At 37.2% G+C, this 21,796-nt stretch carries 18 protein-coding genes; 8 read left to right on the top strand and 10 right to left on the bottom strand.

Annotated elements, in window-relative coordinates; genetic code table 11:
* Positions 1-11: 11 nt before the first annotated feature.
* Positions 12-875 carry a YicC/YloC family endoribonuclease gene (locus tag AC1Q6O_RS03365; RefSeq protein WP_008173789.1) on the bottom strand — a complete coding sequence of 288 codons (864 nt, stop codon included), beginning with the start codon at positions 873-875 and terminating at the stop codon, positions 12-14.
* Between the two features lie 271 nt (positions 876-1,146).
* Here AC1Q6O_RS03365 and AC1Q6O_RS03360 point away from each other — a divergent pair, with 271 nt between their 5' ends.
* From AC1Q6O_RS03360 to AC1Q6O_RS03330, 7 genes are all read left to right on the top strand, one after another.
* Positions 1,147-2,841, top strand: a complete 1,695-nt coding sequence (locus tag AC1Q6O_RS03360) for an Rqc2 family fibronectin-binding protein (protein ID WP_492400913.1) — start codon at positions 1,147-1,149, stop codon at positions 2,839-2,841.
* A 252-nt stretch (positions 2,842-3,093) separates the two neighbouring features.
* Entirely contained in the window at positions 3,094-4,779 is a 1,686-nt protein-coding gene (locus AC1Q6O_RS03355) for a methyl-accepting chemotaxis protein (protein ID WP_089985298.1), read from the top strand.
* Between the two features lie 912 nt (positions 4,780-5,691).
* The gene (locus tag AC1Q6O_RS03350; protein ID WP_008173795.1) at positions 5,692-7,353 is read left to right on the top strand and encodes a peptide ABC transporter substrate-binding protein; all 1,662 of its coding nucleotides are present in this window, start codon (positions 5,692-5,694) and stop codon (positions 7,351-7,353) included.
* Positions 7,354-7,485: 132 nt separating this feature from the next.
* Positions 7,486-8,415 (top strand): ABC transporter permease, encoded by a 930-nt coding sequence (locus AC1Q6O_RS03345; protein ID WP_043989660.1) that lies wholly within the window; start codon positions 7,486-7,488, stop codon positions 8,413-8,415.
* Positions 8,415-9,335: an ABC transporter permease gene (locus AC1Q6O_RS03340; RefSeq protein ID WP_008173799.1), complete on the top strand. Its 921-nt coding sequence runs from the start codon at positions 8,415-8,417 to the stop codon at positions 9,333-9,335. Before AC1Q6O_RS03345 ends, AC1Q6O_RS03340 begins: the two co-directional genes overlap by 1 nt.
* A gap of 13 nt (positions 9,336-9,348) precedes the next feature.
* The gene (locus AC1Q6O_RS03335; RefSeq protein ID WP_089985297.1) at positions 9,349-10,404 is read left to right on the top strand and encodes an ABC transporter ATP-binding protein; all 1,056 of its coding nucleotides are present in this window, start codon (positions 9,349-9,351) and stop codon (positions 10,402-10,404) included.
* Entirely contained in the window at positions 10,397-11,323 is a 927-nt protein-coding gene (locus AC1Q6O_RS03330) for an ABC transporter ATP-binding protein (protein WP_089985295.1), read from the top strand. Before AC1Q6O_RS03335 ends, AC1Q6O_RS03330 begins: the two co-directional genes overlap by 8 nt.
* Before the next feature lie 161 nt (positions 11,324-11,484).
* On the opposite strand, the gene AC1Q6O_RS03325 is transcribed toward AC1Q6O_RS03330, so the two are convergent.
* Genes AC1Q6O_RS03325 through AC1Q6O_RS03305 form a run of 5 tightly spaced genes read right to left on the bottom strand, consistent with a single transcriptional unit; the run spans position 11,485 to position 17,169 of the window.
* Positions 11,485-13,308, bottom strand: a complete 1,824-nt coding sequence (locus AC1Q6O_RS03325) for an oligopeptide ABC transporter substrate-binding protein (RefSeq protein ID WP_090001917.1) — start codon at positions 13,306-13,308, stop codon at positions 11,485-11,487.
* A 16-nt stretch (positions 13,309-13,324) separates the two neighbouring features.
* Complete coding sequence (locus AC1Q6O_RS03320) at positions 13,325-14,224, bottom strand: ABC transporter permease (protein WP_275443943.1); 900 nt, start codon at positions 14,222-14,224, stop codon at positions 13,325-13,327.
* Between the two features lie 35 nt (positions 14,225-14,259).
* Positions 14,260-15,222, bottom strand: coding sequence for an oligopeptide ABC transporter permease (opp4B, locus tag AC1Q6O_RS03315; protein ID WP_008173810.1), 963 nt, complete (start codon positions 15,220-15,222; stop codon positions 14,260-14,262).
* 1 nt (position 15,223) lies between these two features.
* The gene (locus AC1Q6O_RS03310) at positions 15,224-16,159 is read right to left on the bottom strand and encodes an ATP-binding cassette domain-containing protein (protein WP_008173813.1); all 936 of its coding nucleotides are present in this window, start codon (positions 16,157-16,159) and stop codon (positions 15,224-15,226) included.
* Positions 16,156-17,169, bottom strand: a complete 1,014-nt coding sequence (locus AC1Q6O_RS03305) for an ABC transporter ATP-binding protein (RefSeq protein WP_036226357.1) — start codon at positions 17,167-17,169, stop codon at positions 16,156-16,158. The genes AC1Q6O_RS03310 and AC1Q6O_RS03305 overlap by 4 nt, the downstream gene beginning before the upstream one ends.
* Before the next feature lie 745 nt (positions 17,170-17,914).
* On the opposite strand from AC1Q6O_RS03305, the gene AC1Q6O_RS03300 reads away from it, so the two are divergent.
* Positions 17,915-18,703 (top strand): MBL fold metallo-hydrolase, encoded by a 789-nt coding sequence (locus tag AC1Q6O_RS03300; protein ID WP_492400912.1) that lies wholly within the window; start codon positions 17,915-17,917, stop codon positions 18,701-18,703.
* A 73-nt stretch (positions 18,704-18,776) separates the two neighbouring features.
* On the opposite strand, the gene pyrE is transcribed toward AC1Q6O_RS03300, so the two are convergent.
* Genes pyrE through AC1Q6O_RS03280 form a run of 4 tightly spaced genes read right to left on the bottom strand, consistent with a single transcriptional unit; the run spans position 18,777 to position 21,795 of the window.
* On the bottom strand, positions 18,777-19,406 hold the full coding sequence (gene pyrE, locus AC1Q6O_RS03295) for an orotate phosphoribosyltransferase (protein ID WP_008173819.1): 630 nt from the start codon (positions 19,404-19,406) through the stop codon (positions 18,777-18,779).
* Between the two features lie 3 nt (positions 19,407-19,409).
* Positions 19,410-20,114: an orotidine-5'-phosphate decarboxylase gene (gene pyrF / locus AC1Q6O_RS03290; RefSeq protein ID WP_239354253.1), complete on the bottom strand. Its 705-nt coding sequence runs from the start codon at positions 20,112-20,114 to the stop codon at positions 19,410-19,412.
* Entirely contained in the window at positions 20,114-21,025 is a 912-nt protein-coding gene (locus AC1Q6O_RS03285; RefSeq protein WP_008173823.1) for a dihydroorotate dehydrogenase, read from the bottom strand. Before AC1Q6O_RS03285 ends, pyrF begins: the two co-directional genes overlap by 1 nt.
* Positions 21,022-21,795, bottom strand: a complete 774-nt coding sequence (locus AC1Q6O_RS03280) for a dihydroorotate dehydrogenase electron transfer subunit (protein WP_008173824.1) — start codon at positions 21,793-21,795, stop codon at positions 21,022-21,024. Before AC1Q6O_RS03280 ends, AC1Q6O_RS03285 begins: the two co-directional genes overlap by 4 nt.
* Position 21,796 lies beyond the last annotated feature (1 nt).

Below are 21,796 nucleotides of genomic sequence, written 5' to 3'. Positions count from 1 at the left end.
ACACGTGCAAGTTATTCGATATTTTGAACTTGCTCACGCATCTTTTCTAAAATTGTTTTCGCCTGAACAACAGCAACCGCTGCTTCTGTAGATTGATTTTTCGAGCCAATCGTATTGATTTCACGATGAATCTCCTGCATTAAAAAGTCTAATTTTCGTCCAACTGAAATCGTTTCATGTAACGTTTCTTCCAATTGATTAAAATGACTATCCAATCTGTCTAATTCCTCAGAAATGTCAACGCGTTCTGCAAAAATCGCTACTTCTGCTAGTAAACGGTCATCTAACAAAGTTCCATCTGCAACCTCTGCAATCCGTTCTACTAATCGTGTACGATATTTTTCAACAGCAAGAGATGAACATGAACGTATTTGGTTCACTTGTTCTTTTAACTGTTCCTTATATTGTACAACAACTTCCTGCAATTCTTGCCCCTCACGCTCACGCATAAGTACGAGCTGCTTTATCGCTTGTGAAATCGCATGTTCAACAGCACTAAGTAAATCCTCAGGTGTTAATTGTGGTTTTTGCTGTACGAGTGCTTGCTCTAACGATAAAAGCTCCTGCATCGTCCATTTTTCCTCTAGTGGTACTTTACTTGCTAATTGCTCTTTTGCCTTACGATACGCTTCAATTAATGACCAATTAATCTCTATAGATTGCTCTACATTTTCTAAGTCCTTCACATATACCATCACATCAATTTTGCCGCGTGACAAAGCTTGAGAAATAAATTTCTTTGCAAAAATTTCAGCTTCAAGCCATTCTTTCGGAAATTTAGCGTTAATTTCTAAAAAGCGATGGTTGACCGAGCGCATTTCTACGGTTAATTGAAAGTCTCTAGTTGTTGTGACACCTCTGCCAAAACCAGTCATACTACGCACCAAGGTTCGTCACACCTTTCTTTGCATACTGGGAATATTATAACATAAGCTCTATCGAATATGACGAATCTCCAAAAAAAATTGGATCGAATAAGAGCTAATTCTACCACAATTGAAGCTATATTTTAATATTCGCCTAAAAAATGCTATGATAAACATACAATTAGTGCTCTGCTGAAGCTTGGAAATAGCGAAAGCAAGTGCAAAAAGAAAAAATACGAAAGTACCAAGATGCTTGCTATCATTGGAAAGAGGAATTCATATGGCATTTGACGGCTTATTTACTTATTCAATAACAGCCGACCTACAACAGCTTGTGACAGGTCGAATTACTAAAATACATCAACCTAACGCTCAAGAGGTTATTTTACATGTTCGTGCAAACGGGAAAAATCATAAATTGCTTTTTTCTATTCATTCTTCTTATGCACGAGTGCATCTTACGGAACAATCGATTGAAAATCCAGCAGAACCACCTATGTTTTGTATGCTGCTGCGCAAGCATTTAGAGGGTGGTTTTATTTCCTCCGTTAAACAGCTTGGATTTGACCGTATTATAATAGTAGAAATCGAAAGTAAAAATGAAATTGGCGACCCTATTGTTAGACAACTACATGCTGAAATTATGGGTAGACATAGTAATCTACTTTTAATTGATAAAGAGCAAAATAAAATTGTTGATAGTTTAAAGCACTTACCTCCATCTGTAAACAGTTTTCGTACCGTATTACCTGGCCAGCCTTACTTGGCTCCACCAACACAAAATAAATGGAATCCTCTATTAGTTACAGAGGAAGAGCTAGCAACATTTTTTGTGGAAACTAAAAATGCCAAAGATGTTGTGACACAATTTACTGGCTTTTCACCTCTTCATGCTGAGGAATTATTGTACCGCATGACATCAGCATCCAATCGAGTACAATGCTTTAAGGAATTTATAGCCAGCTTTGCTAATGGTGGAACGAGCCCTATGTATGTATTGGCTGATCATAAAACTTACTTCTCACCAATTGAATTAACTCACTTACATGGAGATATGACAGCATATCCGAATGTTCACGAGCTTCTTGATCGAGTATTCTTTGCACGTGCGGAGCGGGACCGTGTCAAGCAGCAAGCGGGTGATTTAGAAAGATGGCTACAAAATGAAATTGATAAACTGGCTTTAAAAACGAAAAAGCTAACAAAGGACTATGTGCGTGCCTCAAAGCTCGATCAATTTCAGTTATATGGTGAACTGTTAATGGCTAATATTTACTCCTTTGAAAAGGGTGTCAAGGAAGTAACGGTCATTAATTACTACAGTGAAAATAGCGAGGAGATTACGATCCCCGTCAGTGAGCGTAAAACACCTATAGAAAATGCTCAAGGCTATTATACAAAATATACTAAGGCCAAAAATGCATTAATCATGGTGCAACAACAACTTGAAAAAACAAAAGAAGAAATTGCTTACTTTGAAATGCTGGCACAACAAGTGCAGCAAGCATCACCAGGAGATATTGAAGAAATTCGTGAAGAACTAGCCGAACAGGGCTACTTAAAGCTACGTCATTCTAAGAAAAAGAAAAAGCCTGTGAAACCTGAACCCGAGCGCTATATTTCTTCCACAGGTATAGCCATCTCTGTCGGCAAGAACAACAAGCAAAATGATATGTTGACATTTAAAATTGCAAAACGCACAGATATATGGTTACACACGAAGGATATTCCAGGCTCTCATGTTGTCATTCATTCTAGTGAACCCGATGAAACAACTCTACGGGAAGCAGCCACATTAGCTGCTTATTTTTCAAAGGCAAGAGAGTCTTCTTCTGTTCCAGTCGATTACACTGACATTCGTCAGGTCAAAAAACCAAATGGGGCTAAACCCGGTTTTGTGATTTACTTCGAACAAAAAACTTTGTATATCGATCCAGATGAGGCACTCATATTACAATTAAAAAAGCAGTCGTAAAGATAGAGACCGAGATAAATTTTCTCGGTTTTTTCTTTTTTTCAATTTATAGCACGTAATCCGTACTATAAATCAATGAAAACAGCCACACCTTGATTGATTCTTACAGACAATCTTCCTTATTATAATAACAATAAAAAAACATATGAATCATCTGAACTGTTTCTTACAACAGTTATTGACTTCTACCTTTTAGCAAAGCAAAATCAAAATATAAAAGATTGAATAGCATTTCGGAAAGGGCGTATCAATATGTCTGTAGGCAAAAAATTAAGTTTCGGTTTCTTTACCATTATTCTCACGTTAATCATTTCATTAATGATTATGTTCATGCTATTTTCAAACATAGAAAAAAAGATTGAAAATGCATTAGAAGTTCACGTAGCCCTTGTGGAATTAGCAGATGATATTCAATTTGAAATGGCCATGCAAGGTCTGTTTATCCGCGCCATTATTATCGAAGACAATCCTGCGAATAAAGAAAGTTTTACAGAACATGCAAATTTACTCGATCAGCTAGTAGCTGAAATCAACGAAAAATCAAATTCCTCTGAAATGCATACATATGCAAACGAATTAAATACGTTTAATGATGCTTTTAATAAATCAGCTACTGAGGCACTCGCACTTTTTGAAGCAGGCGACCTAGAAGGAGCTTTACAAAAGGTTAATGGTGAAGTGCAGCAAGCTAATAAAGGCATCCAAGATATATCCAATAAAATTGCGAACTATCAAAAGGGACAACTCGAAACGGTTACACAAGAATCTAAACAAGCTGTGTTCAACTCTCAAATCATTTCAATTATTGCCATCATTATTGGTGTTGTCCTTGGCATTATTCTGATGGTTTATATACAGCGAACTATTTCTCGCCCTTTAAAATCGGTAGTCCATTCAGCAAACCAAATTGCAAACGGAGAATTATTCCATCAAGATGTCACTCACCATTCTAAAGATGAAATCGGTCAACTTTCAACGGCCTTTAATTCAATGAAAGGCAATCTGAAAAATTTATTAACCCATATTCAAGACAATGCTGAGCATTTAACAGCATCAGTAGAAGAACTTTCTGCTTCTACCGAGGAAATTACTTCCTCAGCTGATGAAATAACGGTGCGTATTAATGAAACAGCCAATGTTGCTAAAGCAGCCACAGTTGCTGCCAATGAAAGTGCTCATGCAATGGATGAAACAGCCGTAGGTGTTCAACGTATAGCAGAAGCAACGCAACAACTTCATCACAGTGCTGTAACAACGAATGAATTAGCTACAAACGGGAACAGTACCGTAGAGAATGCTCAACAACAAATGAATGTAATCAATGATTCAACACAAATAATAAATAATCTTGTTCAAAAATTAAGTAAACAATCAGAAGAGATTAGCCAAATCACTACAGTTATTACAGCCATTACCGATCAAACTAATTTATTAGCACTCAACGCTGCCATTGAAGCAGCCCGTGCTGGGGAGCATGGAAAAGGATTCGCGGTTGTCGCTGATGAGGTTCGTAAGTTAGCTGAGGAATCTAAACAATCGGCTAATCAAATTGTTGCCTTAACGCAGGAGATTCAAGAAGATACGCAAAATGTAGAGAAAGCTGTTTTAGATGGCCTCCATTCGGTTACAGATGGAGTCAAAATTATTGGACATGCAGGACAAGCATTTGAGGCAATCGTGAAAGCCATCAATGTAATGACAGATCAAATAGAAGATATATCAGCAACTTCTGAGGAAATTTCAGCTAGCGCAGAACAGGTAGCTGCTTCTGTCGCAGAAATTGCTCACGGCGCTTCAACTAGCTCAGATAGTACACAAATAGTGGCCGCTGCTAGCAAAGAACAAACAATCACGATGCAACAAATCAATCAAGTTGCCGCACATCTAAGTGAAAAGTCCTTAGATTTACAGCATCAAATTAATCAGTTTAAACTTTAATGAAGCAAATGGTGCATTCTTTATATTGGAATGCACTATTTTTTATTCATTATGTTATGTAAATCTTCTGAAGGACAAAGCACAATACCTCAAACAGGAGATTTGGCAAAGAACTTGAACGTTAAAAAAATCAGATTTTTAGTAATTATTTGCATAATCAATCCTCGCCAGTAAGACAAATGACAGCCTCAAAAAAACACTACAAATAAAATGGATTAAATTAGCAAAGGGCGTACAGAATTCAAGGTATTTATATACTTCATCTTTAATGAATAAAACTTAACCTGATTGCATATATACATAGCTAACCTCATTCCAAGGAAATTATTTCAATAGAATATATTTAACTTAATCAATCTTTCATTAAATCCATTTTTTTCTTAGTATGGGTACATTTTTTCATAGATTAACTCTATTATTTCTTTTCACACTTCATAATTGGATAATCCTAGAAAATTACAAAATAAGTTTCTTATATATCATTAATAGATAGAAATATTCATATTTCGAGATCATAAATTACAAGAAATTACCTACAAATGAATGTAATTCACTTAGTTTTGCTTAGATTTTCTACAAATCTATACAATATCCTCAAAGTATTACATCTATGACTTTTGTATCATTTTTCAAATATTGATATTATTATCGAAAAAATAGGAATTTTCTATATAGTAAATCATTTTTTTATTTTTATTCTATTTTTGATATTCAGAATAGGTAAATATCAAATTTTTATTACATAAGCACTCTATTTCATTAGCGTGGTAAATCGGAAAAATTTATTATTCTCTTAACTGTCAGATAATACTATATAAATTTGAATCTTTTTTATTTTGTGCACAATGATTTTTTTGGTATATTAAATAGGAGCTTCACAAAAGGCTTAAAAATTGTATAAGGGGGATTCACATGAATAAAAACAAAAAGTTTTTATTACTAACAGTTCTTGCAGTATTTTCTTTAGTACTTGCTGCATGTGGCTTCGGTGGAGATTCGTCTGAAAAATCAAAAGACGATGGAAAAGATTCTGGTTCATCAGAAACAGCTTCTTCAGGCGGCGAATTAAATGTAGTAGTAGCTTCTGAACCACCATCACTTCATCCTGCATTAGCAACAGATACAACTTCTGGAGTTATTCTTACAAATACTTTTGAAGGATTAACAACGCTTGATGCAGACGCTCGTCCAGTTGCAGCTGCGGCTGAAAGCTGGGAAGTTAGCGAAGATCTAAAAACATACACGTTCAAATTACGTGATGCGAAATGGTCAAACGGAGATCCAGTAGTTGCTGGTGACTTCGAATATGCTTGGAAATGGGCATTAAACCCAGACAATCTTTCTGAATATGCTTCAATCCTTTACTCTATTAAAGGTGCTGCAGCATACAACAATGGTGAAGGTTCTGCTGATGACGTAGGCGTTAAAGCTGAAGATGACAAAACATTAGTAGTAACTTTAGAAAACCCAACACCTTACTTCTTAGAATTAACAGCATTCAAAACATACGCACCATTAAACCAAAAAGTAGTTGAAGGTAATGATGAGTGGTACACAGATGCTGGTGAAAACTTTGTAACAAACGGTCCATTCACATTAGGTGAGTGGAGACACAACGATACAATCGTATTAAAGAAAAACCCAGAATACTGGGATGCTGATAAAGTGGCTTTAGATACTGTTAATATCGGTATGGTTGAATCTGAAGCAACAGCAGTAACAATGTTCAAAGGTGGCGAAATTGATTACCTTGGAGCACCTTTCCAATCTGTAGCACTTGATGCTATCGATGGATTTAAAGCTGACAAATCTTTAAATATCAATGACCAAGCTTCTGTATACTGGTACAAGCTAAATACAAAAGATAAAATCACTGGAAACGCTAACATCCGTAAAGCGTTAGCATTAGCAGTTGATCGACAAGGATTAATTGATAATGTTACTAAAGGTGAACAAAAACCTGCATTAGGTATGGTTCCTACTGCGGTTCATGGCTTTGAGGAAGACCGTGGTTACTACAAAGATAATGATATCGAAGGTGCAAAAGCTGCACTTGAAGCTGGTATGAAAGAACTTGGTATTACAAACCCAGCAGATGTAAAAATTAACCTTTCTTACAACACAAGTGAAGCACACGCTGCTATCGCACAATTCGTTCAAGAGAACTGGACTAAAAACCTTGGTATCACTGTAGGTCTTGATAACTCTGAATGGCAAGTTTATTTAGAAAAGCTTAACCAATTAGACTACCAAGTTGGCCGTATGGGCTGGGTTGGTGACTACAATGATGCTTATACTTTCTTAGAAATGTATGACACTGCTGCAAACGGTAACAATGATACAGGTTGGGAAAATGCAGAATACAAAAAATTATTAGATCAATCTAATACTGAAGCAGATCCAGCGAAACGTCTTGAGCTTTTAAAACAAGCTGAAGCAATTGCTGTTTCTGAGTTCCCAGTTGTTCCAATTTACTACTACACGAACCTTTCTGTAGTACAAGATTATGTGAAAGACATGAAGGCAGACATCCTTGGTAACATCTCTCTTAAAGAGGTTAAAGTAGAGAAATAATCAACAACATTTCGCTTATTTAGCTCTACAGCGAAGAGCTGCCTCGTAGCCCCTACGGCGCGAGTCAGCTCTTTTTAAAATACGAAGGCATATATTTGTCAGACAATTGACAAATAGAAGGAGGAGTTTTATGTGATTAAATATATTTTGAAAAGGCTGATGTATATACTTCTCGCGCTTTTCGTCATCGTAACTGTTACGTTTTTCTTAATGCGTCTCGCTCCTGGTAGTCCTTTTGCGAGTGAACGTAATTTCCCACCTCAAATCGAGGAGAAGTTAAACGAAACGTATGGATTAAATAACCCTTGGTATATACAATATAAAGATTATTTAATCGATACGGCCACTTTCAATTTCGGTGAGTCAATGAAATATAAAGCGCGTTCTACAAATGATATGATTTCTGAAAGTTTCCCTGTTTCTTTAACATTAGGGATTGAGGCTATGCTATTAGCAATTGGATTCGGTGTTTTAATTGGCGTAGTTTCCGCGCTATATCATAATAAGTTCCCGGATTATTTGGCAACGTCCTTTGCGGTGCTCGGTATATCAGTACCTTCATTTATCTTAGCAGGTTTAATGCAGTATTTCTTAGCCTTTAAGCTAGGTTGGTTCCCAATCAGTGGGTGGAAAGGCTTTGTTTATAGTATATTGCCAGCCCTTGCAATCGCTTTCTCACACATGGGCTTTATTGCAAAGTTAACTCGTTCAAGTATGCTAGAACAAAACAATAGTGAATATGTAAAAATGGCTCGTGCGAAAGGTATTGGTAAATGGACAATCGTATTCCGCCATACATTACGAAATGCCCTATTACCAGTTGTAACGTACATTGGTCCTTTAACAGCTGGGGTTGTTACAGGTAGTTTCATTGTAGAGCAAATTTTCGCTATTCCTGGACTTGGTAAACACTTCGTTCAAAGTATTACAAACCGTGACTATACGGTAATTATGGGTACGACAGTGTTCTATTCCATCATCCTTTTATTTGCGGTATTAATCGTTGATATTCTATATAGCGTAATTGATCCGCGTATCAAGCTGAAAGGAGCGAAAAAATAATGACACAGCAACAAATTGAAAAAGATAAGTTTAAAATTGTTGGTGGCAATCATGAAGCAACGGAAAAATTAGCTGATAAATCAGTCTCCTTTTGGAAAGAAGTATTTCTCCGTTTCTCTCATAATAAATTGGCCATTATCGGTATAATTATTTTAATCGTTGTCATTTTAATGGCAATTTTTGTACCAATTTTATCTCAATATAAAGCAAGTGATCAGCTTGGTGTATACAATGCACCACCATCTGCACAATTTTGGTTTGGAACAGATGATCTAGGTCGTGACATTTTCGTTCGTATTTGGGAAGGAGCTCGTATTTCCCTATTTATCGGAATTGCTGCGGCGGTTATTGACTTAATTATCGGTGTTATTTGGGGAAGTATTTCAGGTTTATCAGGCGGTCGCGTTGATAATATTATGATGCGTATTGCTGACGTTTTAACAGCTGTACCCTACCTTTTAGTAGTAATCGTACTTTTAGTTGTTATGCAACCAGGTTTATTCCCTATGATTATTGCCTTATCTATCACTGGATGGATTAATATGGCACGTATCGTTCGTGGTGAAGTATTATCTATTAAAAATCAAGAATACGTTCTTGCTGCCCGTACATTAGGTGCAAGTACAGGACATTTAATTATTAAACACTTAGTTCCGAATGCTCTTGGTGCCATTTTAGTAACGATGACTTTAACAATCCCATCGGCTATCTTCACTGAGTCATTCTTAAGTTATCTTGGTCTTGGGGTTCCTGCTCCAACTGCTTCATGGGGTACAATGGCTTCTGACGGTAATAAGGCTATAGCTAATGCACCATGGCGCTTGATTTTCCCAGCAGTATTTATCTCACTAACAATCTTTGCGTTTAACGCAGTTGGTGACGGCTTACGTGATGCTCTAGATCCAAAACTACGTAAATAAGGAGGTGGCCGAAATGAGTAAAACAATTCTTGAAGTAAAAGATTTAAAAATTAACTTTAAAACTTATGCTGGGCTTGTTCATGCTGTACGTGGTGTTAACTTTGATTTAAAGGAAGGTGAAACACTAGCTATAGTTGGTGAATCAGGTTCGGGTAAGAGTGTTACGAGTAATGCATTAATGAAACTAATTCCGCAGCCACCTGGTATTTATGAGTCAGGACAAATTTTATTTAATGGCCGTGATTTAGTTCCGTTAACTGATAAAGAAATGTCTAAAGTACGCGGAAATGAAATTGCGATGATTTTCCAAGATCCAATGACAAGTTTGAATCCAACTATGAAGGTCGGACGTCAAATAACTGAAGTAATTTTGCAACATAGAAAAGTTTCTAAATTAGATGCAAAAAACCGTGCCATCGAGCTTTTAACACAGGTAGGTATCCCCTTCCCTGAGAAACGCTATAATCAATATCCACATGAGTTTTCAGGTGGTATGCGTCAACGTGTGGTTATTGCGATCGCCCTGGCGGCTGATCCTAAGCTATTGATTGCCGATGAGCCAACAACAGCTCTAGATGTTACCATTCAAGCACAAATTTTAGAGCTAATGAAGGAAATTCAAAAGAACTCGAAAACATCTATCATTTTCATTACACACGATTTAGGTGTTGTGGCGAACATTGCAGATCGTGTAGCCGTAATGTACGCTGGACAAATCGTGGAGTATGGTACTGTTAATGATATTTTCTATAATCCAAAGCACCCATACACATGGGGTCTACTAGGTTCTATGCCTGATCTAGATAATGATACGGATGAGTTATTGCGCACGATCCCTGGTTCACCACCAGACCTTACGAACCCACCTAAAGGGGATGCATTTGCAGCACGTAACGAGTTCGCAATGGCCATTGATTATGAACAAGAACCACCAATGTTCCAAGTGAGTGAAACGCATTTTGCAAAAACGTGGTTATTGCATCCTGATGCACCAAAGATTCCTCTTCCTGAAGCAGTTGCTAAACGTATTGAAGGGTATTTAGCAAAGGAGGCACAAGAAAATGACTAAAACTGGTGCTAAAAAAATTCTTGAAATTAAAAACTTAAAGCAGCATTTTGGATCACCAAGTAATCCAATCAAAGCCGTAGATGGTATTAGCTTCGATGTTTATGAAGGTGAAACACTTGGTCTTGTAGGCGAATCAGGTTGCGGAAAGTCAACAACGGGTCGTTCAATCATTCGTTTATATGATATTACAGGTGGCGAGATTATTTTCGATGGGGAAAATGTTCATGGAAAAAAATCTAAAAATGAGTTAAAGAATTTTAACCGCCAAATGCAAATGATTTTCCAAGATCCTTACGCTTCTTTAAATCCTCGTATGACAGCTGGTGAAATCATTGGTGAAGCCTTTGATATCCATGGCCTTTACAAGGAGAAAAATGAACGTCGTGCAAAAATTCAAGAGCTACTTGAAGCTGTTGGTTTAAACAAAGAGCACGCGAATCGTTACGCACATGAATTCTCTGGTGGTCAACGCCAACGTATTGGGATTGCACGTGCGCTAAGCTTAGATCCTAAATTTATCATTGCCGATGAGCCAATTTCTGCGCTTGACGTATCGATCCAGGCTCAGGTTGTTAACTTACTAAAACAACTTCAAAAAGAACGTGGCTTAACATATCTTTTCATTGCCCATGACCTTTCGATGGTAAAATACATCAGTGACCGTATTGCTGTTATGTACCGCGGTAAAATCATGGAAATAGGTAAAGCAGATGATATTTACAATCATCCTGTTCACCCGTATACAAAATCTTTATTATCAGCAATCCCACTTCCCGACCCAATGTCAGAGAAACGTCGTCAACGTATTCCGTACAAGCATACTGAAGTTGACGAAACTGCATCGTATCATGAAGTAGGCGACCAACACTATGTATATGGCACTGCTGATTTAGTTAAAACTTGGGTTAATAATCGATAAAACTAACTGTATATCCATCCATTGGTGATTTCCAATGGATGGATTTTTAATTGGGATATTAATGCCTTTTCCCCTTTTAACTTATTTTAAGCCAGATACACTTCTTTTTTTGAAAAAAACAGCCTTTCTTCTATCAAGAAAGACTGCTTCTTCGATACCAATTATTTTATTGGAGCATCTGCTGTTAATTCAATATCTTGCAGTTCTGTAGAATTTCCATATTCCACATTATAGTTTTTCACGCGTTTATTAACAGGTATAACTTCTGTACGGAAGAAAGTCGGCACTACCATTGCTTTTTCGCTCATATATTCTTGCCATGCTCTAAATGCTTTTGTACGTGTATCTTGATCCATAGCCTCTTCTGAGTCAATGGCGTCTAATAATTTTGTTAATTCAGGAGATACATAACGGCTAAAGTTAAATTCAGCACCTTCACCATATAATCCTTTTGGAGATGGATTTGTTCCAGTTCCCCATGCAGCTTGATACATATCGATTTCAGGATCATCTGCTTGAACTTTATCATAGAATGCGTTGAACTCGATAAGACGACCAGTAGTTAATTGTACGTCTAATCCTACTTCTTTCCAGTTTTGACGGAAATATTCAACAATTGCTTCATCTGTTTCTGAACCAGCCATTGAAGCTAAGCGAATAGAGAATTTCTTCCCATCTTTATCTTCACGAATGCCATCACCGTCAACATCTTTAAAGCCAGCTTTATCTAATAATTCTTTGGCTTTTTCAGGATCATAATTATAGCCTTCTAATGTTGCATCGTAGAATGATGTAAATACTGGTGGGATTAAAGAATTTCCACGCTCACGTAAGCCTTGATAGAATTTTTCTGCAACACCTTCAACATCCATTGCAAACGCAACAGCCTGACGTAATTCAATACTATTCATTTTTGATTTTTCATCAAATACGTTTACTTTATTTGTTGTATCATATTTTCCTAATTTAAACCCGATATAAGAATATGATAATTCTGGTCGACCTAATAACGCTAAGTTTTGTAGATCCTTAATACTATCGTACTGATTAGTTGGATATGATGTTGCAAGATCATATTTCCCTGTTCTTAGTGCTTCACCAATTGAAGTTGGTGGAACAACCTCAAGTACTACTTTATCAACTTTCGGTTTACCTTTAAAATAATGTTCGTTTGCTACAAACTGTACAGACTCACCATTTACGACTTTATCAATTTTAAATGCACCAAGTGTTACTGGATTTTTACGCACTGCATCTGATGCAAGTAAGTCTTTCACTGGAATAGATTCTAATTGATGTTTAGGTTCTGCATACGCCCATAAACCGTCACCAATGGAGTAAATAGCTGGTGACACTTTTTTAAGTTGGATTTTAATACTCTTGTCATCAACTTTTGTAATACCAGAAATTGTATCTGCTTTACCACTATGGTATTCTTCTGCACCTACAATGTTTTTAAAATCATCATCATAACGAACACCTGTATAATCTGGATGACCAATTAGCTCATATGGGAAAATTAGATCATCAGCTGTTAAAGGTGTACCATCTGACCATTTATAATCACCTTGAATTGTAACAGTTGCTGTTTTTGCATCAGCATCAACGTCTAATTTTGCAATACCTTTGTCTGTAACAAGGAAGTTCCCATCTTGTTCAAAAAGCACATTTGAAGCAAATGCTAAAATTTCTGAATCATAAGCATCCTCATATAGCTCCCAGTTAAAAATACCTTGGAATGGAGAGCTTGTTACAAGTCCTACGCGTAATGTACCACCTTGGATTGCGTCTCCTTCATTTGTTACCTCCATTGGTAATAATGAATCTTTCGTTTCTTCTGATTCGCCTGCTTTTTCTGTTTCACCTGATTTTTCTGTGTTATCAGTTTCCGTGCCTTTTTCAGACCCATTGCCTCCACCACTGCAGGCTGCTAAAACTAGCATGAATGCAAATAGAATGGACAAAAATAACCAATTCTTCTTCATGTGTAAATCCTCCCCTTTATCCTAATCGTTGTTTTGCGTCAGCTGCACGTCTTAACGCTTGACCGACATAATTTATACCAAGCATCAAAACTAGAATTAATAATGATGCGGGCAACCAAATCCACCATTTTGAAGATAATACTATCGGGTTTGTTGCATAGCTTACTAGCGTCCCTAAGCTAGGTGTAGATGGCGGTAAACCAAAGCCTAAGAATGATAGACCCGTTTCAATGCCCACATTTCCTGCAAAGTTTAACGTTAATTCTACTATTAGCAACGAACTTAAATTTGGTAGTATCCCTTTAAACATAATGGCAAAATCACTAGTCCCCATTGTTTTCGAGGCACTAACATAATCTCTACGCCCTTCAGATAAAGCTTTACTTCTGACGAGACGTGCAGTCCCTATCCATTGAAAGGCACTTAAAATCAAAATCAACTCAAAAACACCATATTTCGGAATAATTGTAACTAACACAATGATAATCATTAATGTCGGTAAGGTCATAAGGAAATCAATGATACGCATAAATAAATTATCGATAAAGCCGCCATAATAGCCCATTATAATGCCAAGGGCGATCCCTAAGGCATTCGCAATAAGGGTAATAGCAACTGCAATTAATATAGAATTTTTCGCACCGATAATTAGCTGTCCATACATATCACGACCAGCCTCATCAGCCCCAAGGATATATCCATTAACACCAGGCTCTGTAAAACGCTCTAATAATTTAATCCGTAATATTTCATCCTGATTCATAAAGGCGGACATAATCAATATTACAATTATAAGCAATGTTATTCCAATAAATGAAAATAACGCTAATTTATCTTTTCTGAATTCACGGATCACGACTTGAATTCCTGTTGGTGGCATACTTTCAACTTTCACTACATCATTTTTTTGCTCCATTTTATTCACCTCTCCTTATGCGTTCAATGTAACTGTTAGTCTATGCGGATACGTGGATCAACAATGCTCATAATGATATCTGACAATAGACTACCTAATAACGCTAAGAAGCCATAAAGCATAACAAGAGCTGTAATAACACTATAATCGCGACTTGTTACGGAATGGATGAATAATTGACCCATGCCCGGGAAGCCAAAAATTGTCTCTATGAAAATCGAGCCGCCTAATAAACCTGTAATTGTAAAGCCAAGGAAGGCCGCAATTGGTAATAAAGAGTTACGGAAAATATGTCTTCTATAGATTTTTTTCATCGGTACGCCTTTACTACGAGCTGTCTTAACATAATCCTGTGTTTTGGCATCAATAATCTCTGAACGTAAGTATTGAATAATCGTCGTTGTCGCTAAAATGGCATACGTCATTGCAGGTAGTATTAAATGATACAAGCGATTCCAATAATACTCGAGCGTTCCAGGCTCTACACCTACATCGACTGTTCCACTCGTCGGAAACCACATTAAACGATAGCCAAAAATATATAAGAAAATTAAGCCCAATACAAAGGTTGGTATTGCATAGCTTATAAAGCTATACAGAGTAATCGACTTATCATACAAAGTATCCTGCTTACGTCCTGCTATCATTCCTAATGGGATAGCTATTAAATAAACAAGGATGGTACTAAGTAGGGCAAGCCAAAATGTGTTTAATGCACGCTCGCCAATCAATGAGGACACTGCAAGTTTATATGTATAGCTTTGTCCAAAATCACCCTGAAAGGCATTGATCACCCAATGATAATATTGTACATACCATGGATCATAATAACCCGCTTGAATTCTAAGTTCTTCTATACGTGCAGGATCTGTTTCTGGTGTAATTAACCCTGTAAAAGGATCACCTGGCATTTGTTTTGCTAAAATAAAAATAATTAAGCTTAAGACAAACATTTGAGGAATCATTAAAATTACTCTTCTAGCTATTGTTTTCCACATTTCACATTCCTCCTGACATTGCAACCATATGTGTGTCTGAAATGGATTTCAGTGGATAGACTTTTCCATGCTCATCATAATATTTATGTTGCTCTTGTTGATAATTTCCTTCTACTTGTTGTCGAACTAATTTACGTTCATTCCTAGTCTCTGGTTCGATATTTGGAATGGCTGATAAAAGTCGGTTCGTGTATATATGCTGCGGATTTTTATAAATATCATGTCTTGTGCCAGTTTCCACAAAGCGTCCTTTATACATAATAGAAATGTGATCGCACATATGTTTAACAACGCCTAAATCATGGGAAATGAATAAGTACGTTAGACCATACTCATTTTGAATATCTTTCATAAAATTCAACACTTGTGCCTGTACAGATAAATCAAGCGCTGAAACAGGTTCATCCGCAATAATCATTTTAGGGTTACAAGCAACCGCTCGCGCAATGCCCAGGCGTTGCTTTTGACCACCTGAAAATTCATGGGGATACTTTAGTAAAACATCTTCTGACATCCCAACAATAGCAAGCAACTCTTTAATGCGCTTGCGTTCCTCTTGGTCACTAAGCTTCATAAAATTACGAATAGGCTCGGCTAGTATATCGAGAACGCGTTTTCTAGGGTTCATACTGGAATGAGAGTCTTGGAAAATCATTTGAATGTCTCTGTTATAAGCAGAATCCCTTTTTCTCTGCTGATTTGTCACATTTTCACCCTCATAAAAAATTTGACCTGAGGTGATTTTTTCTAAGCCAATGATCGCTTTTCCTGTTGTTGATTTACCTGATCCTGATTCTCCGACTAACCCATATGTCTTGCCCTTTTCGAACTCCATTGTTACGCCATCCACTGCATATACTCGATCAACAACGGTATTAAAAAATCCACCACGTATTGGATAGTGAACACTTAAATCTTTAATTTGCATAAAGCTCATACAGTCCCGCCCCCTTCTTCACCTTCAAAATGAAAGTGTTTCCAGCAGGTACATCTCACAAAATGTCCTGGTGCAATTTCATGTAATTGTGGTTTTGCTTCGTGTGAAGATGTATCAATCCACGGAATACGTCCTGAAAAACGACAACCTTCTCGAGGTAAATTAATTAAGGATGGTACCATCCCTTGAATAACCTCGAGTCTTTCATTTTCGCTATGTGTTTGTGGAATTGAATTTAATAGTGAACGAGTGTAAGGGTGCCTTGGATTATTGAATAACTCCTGAACGGGCGCCTCTTCTACGACTTCACCTGCGTACATAACTACAACTCGGTCAGCCATCTCTGCTACAACACCTAAATCATGTGTAATGAGAATAATGCCTGTCTCAGTCTCAGTCTGTAATGCTTTTAACAGGTCCAGAATTTGGGCCTGTATTGTAACATCTAAAGCTGTTGTTGGTTCATCAGCAATTAAAATAGCAGGCTTACATGATAAGGCGATTGCAATCATGACACGCTGACGCATCCCCCCCGATAGCTGATGAGGAAATTGTCTAGCTACACGTTCTGGGTTTGCAATCCCAACTTGATTTAGTAATTCTAATACTCTTTCACTTCGCTGTTGTTTTGAAAGCTTTGTATGATAGATTAACCCCTCTTCAATTTGTTCGCTAATTCTCATTAAAGGGTTAAGTGCTGAAAGTGGGTCCTGAAAAATAAATCCTATATCATTACCACGTAAGTTATTAAATTGTTGGTCATTCAATTTAGCTAGATTTTGATTATTATAAAAAATATCACCAGTAACCTTTGTATTTACTTCGTTGTGCAAGCCTACAATTGTAGTCGCTAACGTACTTTTACCACAACCGGATTCTCCAACTATTGCTAATACCTCATTTTTTTGAAGCGAAAGTGAGACATCATCTACAGCAGCGTGGTATGTATCTTTTATGCGAAAACTTGTAGTCAAATTTGTTATTGTTAGTAATTCTTTTGCTGTATTCAAACAATCTCTCCTCTATAATTCAATATTCTGAAAATACAAACGGTACTTTATATCAGAATTATATATAGTTTTTCTCTCTTCTCCTCTCCTTTTTATCTTGGCAAGCGTGATTTTAATAATTTTTTTGCCTTCCACTTGTCATCCACTGATAGAATTATCTGAAAATTAAACCGTGCTATTATTTTAGCTAGAAAACATGTATAAACGCAAGTCCCTTTTTCAAATTTTTTCAATCCGGCATATAAATTTCCACCATACATCTCCCTTTTAAAAATAGTTTTTTTATATTTTGGTTGTAAGAAATATTTTACTTCTTCTTTACAAAGTTACAATTTCCACAAATAAAAATTATTTTAATATAACAAAAATAATCATGTCATATATTTATATTCACAAATAAAATGCTATTAATCTTAAAGAAACAAGTAATTCATAGCAAAAAATTAAAAGTTAACTTTTAGGGTAAAGTTATATTTCACACATTTTTACTTTCAATGAATAATTTCGGGCGTTGAAGTGCTAATATTTCAAATTACTTTGAGAAAACAATTTAAAGCTTTTAATTTTTGGCTATCTACCATACTTCTTAATTATTCCGAATTGACGAATTTTTATATAATATTCAATATAAAAATACTATTTAGAATATTTTTAAAGGAAATTACATGTTTTTATGTTAAAATTTCCAATGACAAAGTTTTATTATATTATTTTTTAATTTCAGCATATGGAAAGGTTGTCTGTGATGGCAAAAATTAATGATGAATGGTTTACAGTAGAAGAAATCAATAATGAAACGTATGCTATAAGTGAATATGGTCATTGGGAAAAAGTACATTCTTTTTTATTAATTGGGGAAAAACGCGCTGTTCTCATTGATACAGGTCTTGGGATCGATAATATTCAAAGGATTAGTAAACAATTAACATCTCTCCCCATTACTGTGATTACAACACATGTCCATTGGGATCATATTGGTAGTCATGGGGCGTTTCATGATATTTATGTTCATAAAGAGGAAGTTGATTGGCTAATCCATGGTATCCCTAAATTATCTATCGAACAGATTAGAACGGATGTTGGCCGTAATATTACGTTACCCACACCCAAAACGTTTAATCCATCGCACTACAAGCCTTTTCAGGGACAGCCTTCAGGTGTATTAGAAGATGGAGATGTTATAAATATAGGGAACCGAAAATTATCTATTCTCCACACGCCAGGGCACTCTCCTGGCCATATTGCGCTTTTGGACTATAAATATGGTTATTTGTTTACAGGGGACTTACTATATGATCAAGCTCCTATTTATGCATTCTTTCCAACTACTAGCCCTGAGGATTTAGTCCAATCTTTAGAGAAGATAGCTAACTTACCTTCTCTTACTAAAATTTTTGGTTCACATCATACATTAGGTCTTGACCCTTCTATCTTATTAGAGGTAAAAAAGGCAGTTATTACACTTCGAGAGAATAATCTAGTACATTTTGGGACAGGTATACATCGTTTTAATGGTTTTAGTATTCAATTTTAAATACCCTCTCCCTATTTAAATAGGAAGAAAAAAGCTGTTCTACAGGTCAAATAACCTATAGAACAGCTTTTCATTATAGCTCTCCTGCCTTTAATTTTGCATGCCACTCTTTTAAGAATGGAATATCATCTTCTTTAATCGCACCTGATTCATTTGCTGCTTCAATCAGATAATCGAAGTTAGTTAATGAGACATATTGGATGCCTGCTTCATCAAATGCTTGTTCAGCTCGTGGGAGATTATATGTGTAGACACAAACAACTCCTAGTACTTCACAACCTGCTGCACGTAATGCTTCAACTGCCGTGATCGAAGAACCACCTGTTGAGACGATATCCTCTACTACAACTACTTTTTGACCCGCTGCGTATTTTCCTTCAATTTGATTGCCACGGCCATGTTCTTTCGCTTTAGAGCGTACATAAACCATTGGTAATTCTAAAATATCACTTACCCATGCTGCATGTGGAATACCTGCTGTTGCTGTACCTGCTACTATTTCCGTCGCACCAAAATTTTCTTTAATTACAGCTGCTAAGCCATTTGCAAGTTGTTTACGAATAATAGGGTCCGAGATTGTTAAACGTGTATCACAGTATATAGGTGATTTAATACCAGATGCCCATGTAAATAATTCAGTTGGATTTAATTCTACAGCACCCACCTTTAGCATAGCGTGTGCAATTTCATTTTGTAATGTCATTATTTATGCCTCCCATAATTCACTTACGATTTTATATGCCGCTACTGGATCCTGTGCACCTGTTACAGCACGTCCAACAACAATGAGTGAAGAACCATCACGCTTTGCCCCATCCGGTGTGGCAATACGTTTTTGATCGTGTGCAGCGCCACCTGCTAAACGAATCCCAGGTGTTACACGAAGAAAATCATCACCACACACTTCAGCTATTGCCTTCGCCTCGTGTACTGAACAAACGACACCTTGTAAGCCAGCTTGTTTTGTGAGACGTGCATAATGTAGAACAGACTCCTGTAAGGATAAAGTAATTCTTTGCTCTGCCTGCATTTGCTCCTCTGTTGTGGAAGTTAATTGTGTTACGGCAATTAATGCTGGACGTTCCTTGCCAGCAGATGTTCCGGCTTCTAGACCTTCTAGGGCAGCCTCCATCATTGGACGACCACCTGCCGCATGGACATTCACTAAATTTACTCCTAGTTTTGCTAAGCCCTTCATAGCAGAGCCTACTGTATTCGGGATATCATGCAGTTTTAAATCAAGAAAAATATCATGACCTAATTCTTTTACTTTGCGAACAATATCAGGTCCTTCTTGCATATATATTTCCATACCAATTTTCACGAAAAGAGGCTCATGGAAGTGCTTTAAGAAATCGAATACTTCTTTTTCTCCTGGAAAATCTAATGCTAGTATAGGTTTAGTATTCATTAACGATGGCTCCTTCCAATAATATCTGTTATATGTTCTACTCCAAGTGCGTCAAGTTTTGCTGGTAATTCATCAATAATATTTGGGCAAACGAAGTGGTCTACAAAATTTGCTGTGCCTACTGCTACAGCCGAAGCACCTGCGGACATAAAATCAATGACATCCTGTGCTTCTGTCACACCTCCCATGCCAATAATCGGAATATTGACAGCCTTGTATACTTCATAAACCATTCGGATGGCTACGGGCTTTACAGCAGGGCCCGATAGGCCACCTGTGCCATTCGCGATGACTGGTTTCCCTGTCCGCTCATCTAAACGCATACCTACTAATGTGTTAATCATTGTTATACCATCTGCGCCACCCGCTTCCACAGCCAAAGCAATGTCTACGATATTCGTTACATTCGGTGATAGCTTCACATAAACAGGAACAGTGGATACAGCTTTAACCGCTTTAACAAGCTCTCGCGCTGTGGTAGGGTCAGTCCCAAATTGAATGCCACCACACTTAACATTTGGACAAGAAATATTCAGCTCTAGAGCTTGGACATTAGGTGCTGCCGAAATACGTCTTGCTACTTCTACATAATCCTCAGTCTCCGTTCCGGCCACATTGGCAATGATTGGCACATCATAGCCCTCTAAAAATTTTAATTCCTCATTCATCACTTTTTCAATGCCTGGATTTTGTAGGCCAATTGCATTTAACATCCCTGCTGCTGTTTCAGCTACACGCGGCGTTGGATTACCTGCACGAGTTTCAACTGTTGTTGCTTTAATCATGATTGCCCCTAGCTTAGATAGATCGTAAAGCTGTGCATATTCACGTCCAAAGCCAAAGCAGCCGGAAGCTGGCATAATAGGGTTTTTTAATTCTAAACCTGGTAATTGAATGTTTAAACGACTCATAATGCCACCGTACCTTTCGGGAAAACTGGACCATCAGAGCATACTTTGACATAATCTTTTGCTACTTGATCGGTTGTTTTGCAGACACATGCAAAACAAGCACCAATACCGCAGCCCATACGCTCTTCAAATGATAAAAATCCTTCTTTTTCTGGATAGAAGCCTTCAAGCGCTTTTAACATTGGTAGAGGACCACAAGAATAAAAGATATCGAATTCAGGTGCTCGGGACTCTAACACATTTGTCACAAAGCCTTTTGTCCCTTTAGAACCGTCAACCGTTACATAGTGCGTTTCTCCAAGGGCACTGAATTCTTCCTCGTAGAAGCATACATCTTCCGTTTGAAAGCCGAGCACATGTATTGTTTTAACACCACGTGCGTTTAATTGCTTGGAAAGCTCGTGTAGTGGAGGCACTCCGATTCCTCCACCAACTAGCAGGGCTGTTCCTCCCTCTTTTACTGCGTCTACTGGGAAACCATTGCCAATTGGACCAAGGACGTTGACCTGTTGACCTTCACGATTTGTCGCTAACACTTTGGTACCACGACCCTCAGCACGGTAGATCATTGTAAATTCATTGTTGTCTTTATCTATATTTGCAATACTAATCGGTCGACGTAAAAGCGGCTCCAATGAATCCGACACCTTTACATGGACAAACTGGCCAGGAGTCATATCCTGAACCAGTTGACCATGAAGTGTCAGTTCGAAAATGTTTGTCGCAATTTGCTTTTGAGAGACGACCGTCATTTTCTCTTGACGTATCATA

This window comes from Lysinibacillus sp. GW823-FHT06C08 (genome assembly GCF_058795135.1).
This window is presented reverse-complemented; position numbering and strand designations above follow the sequence as displayed.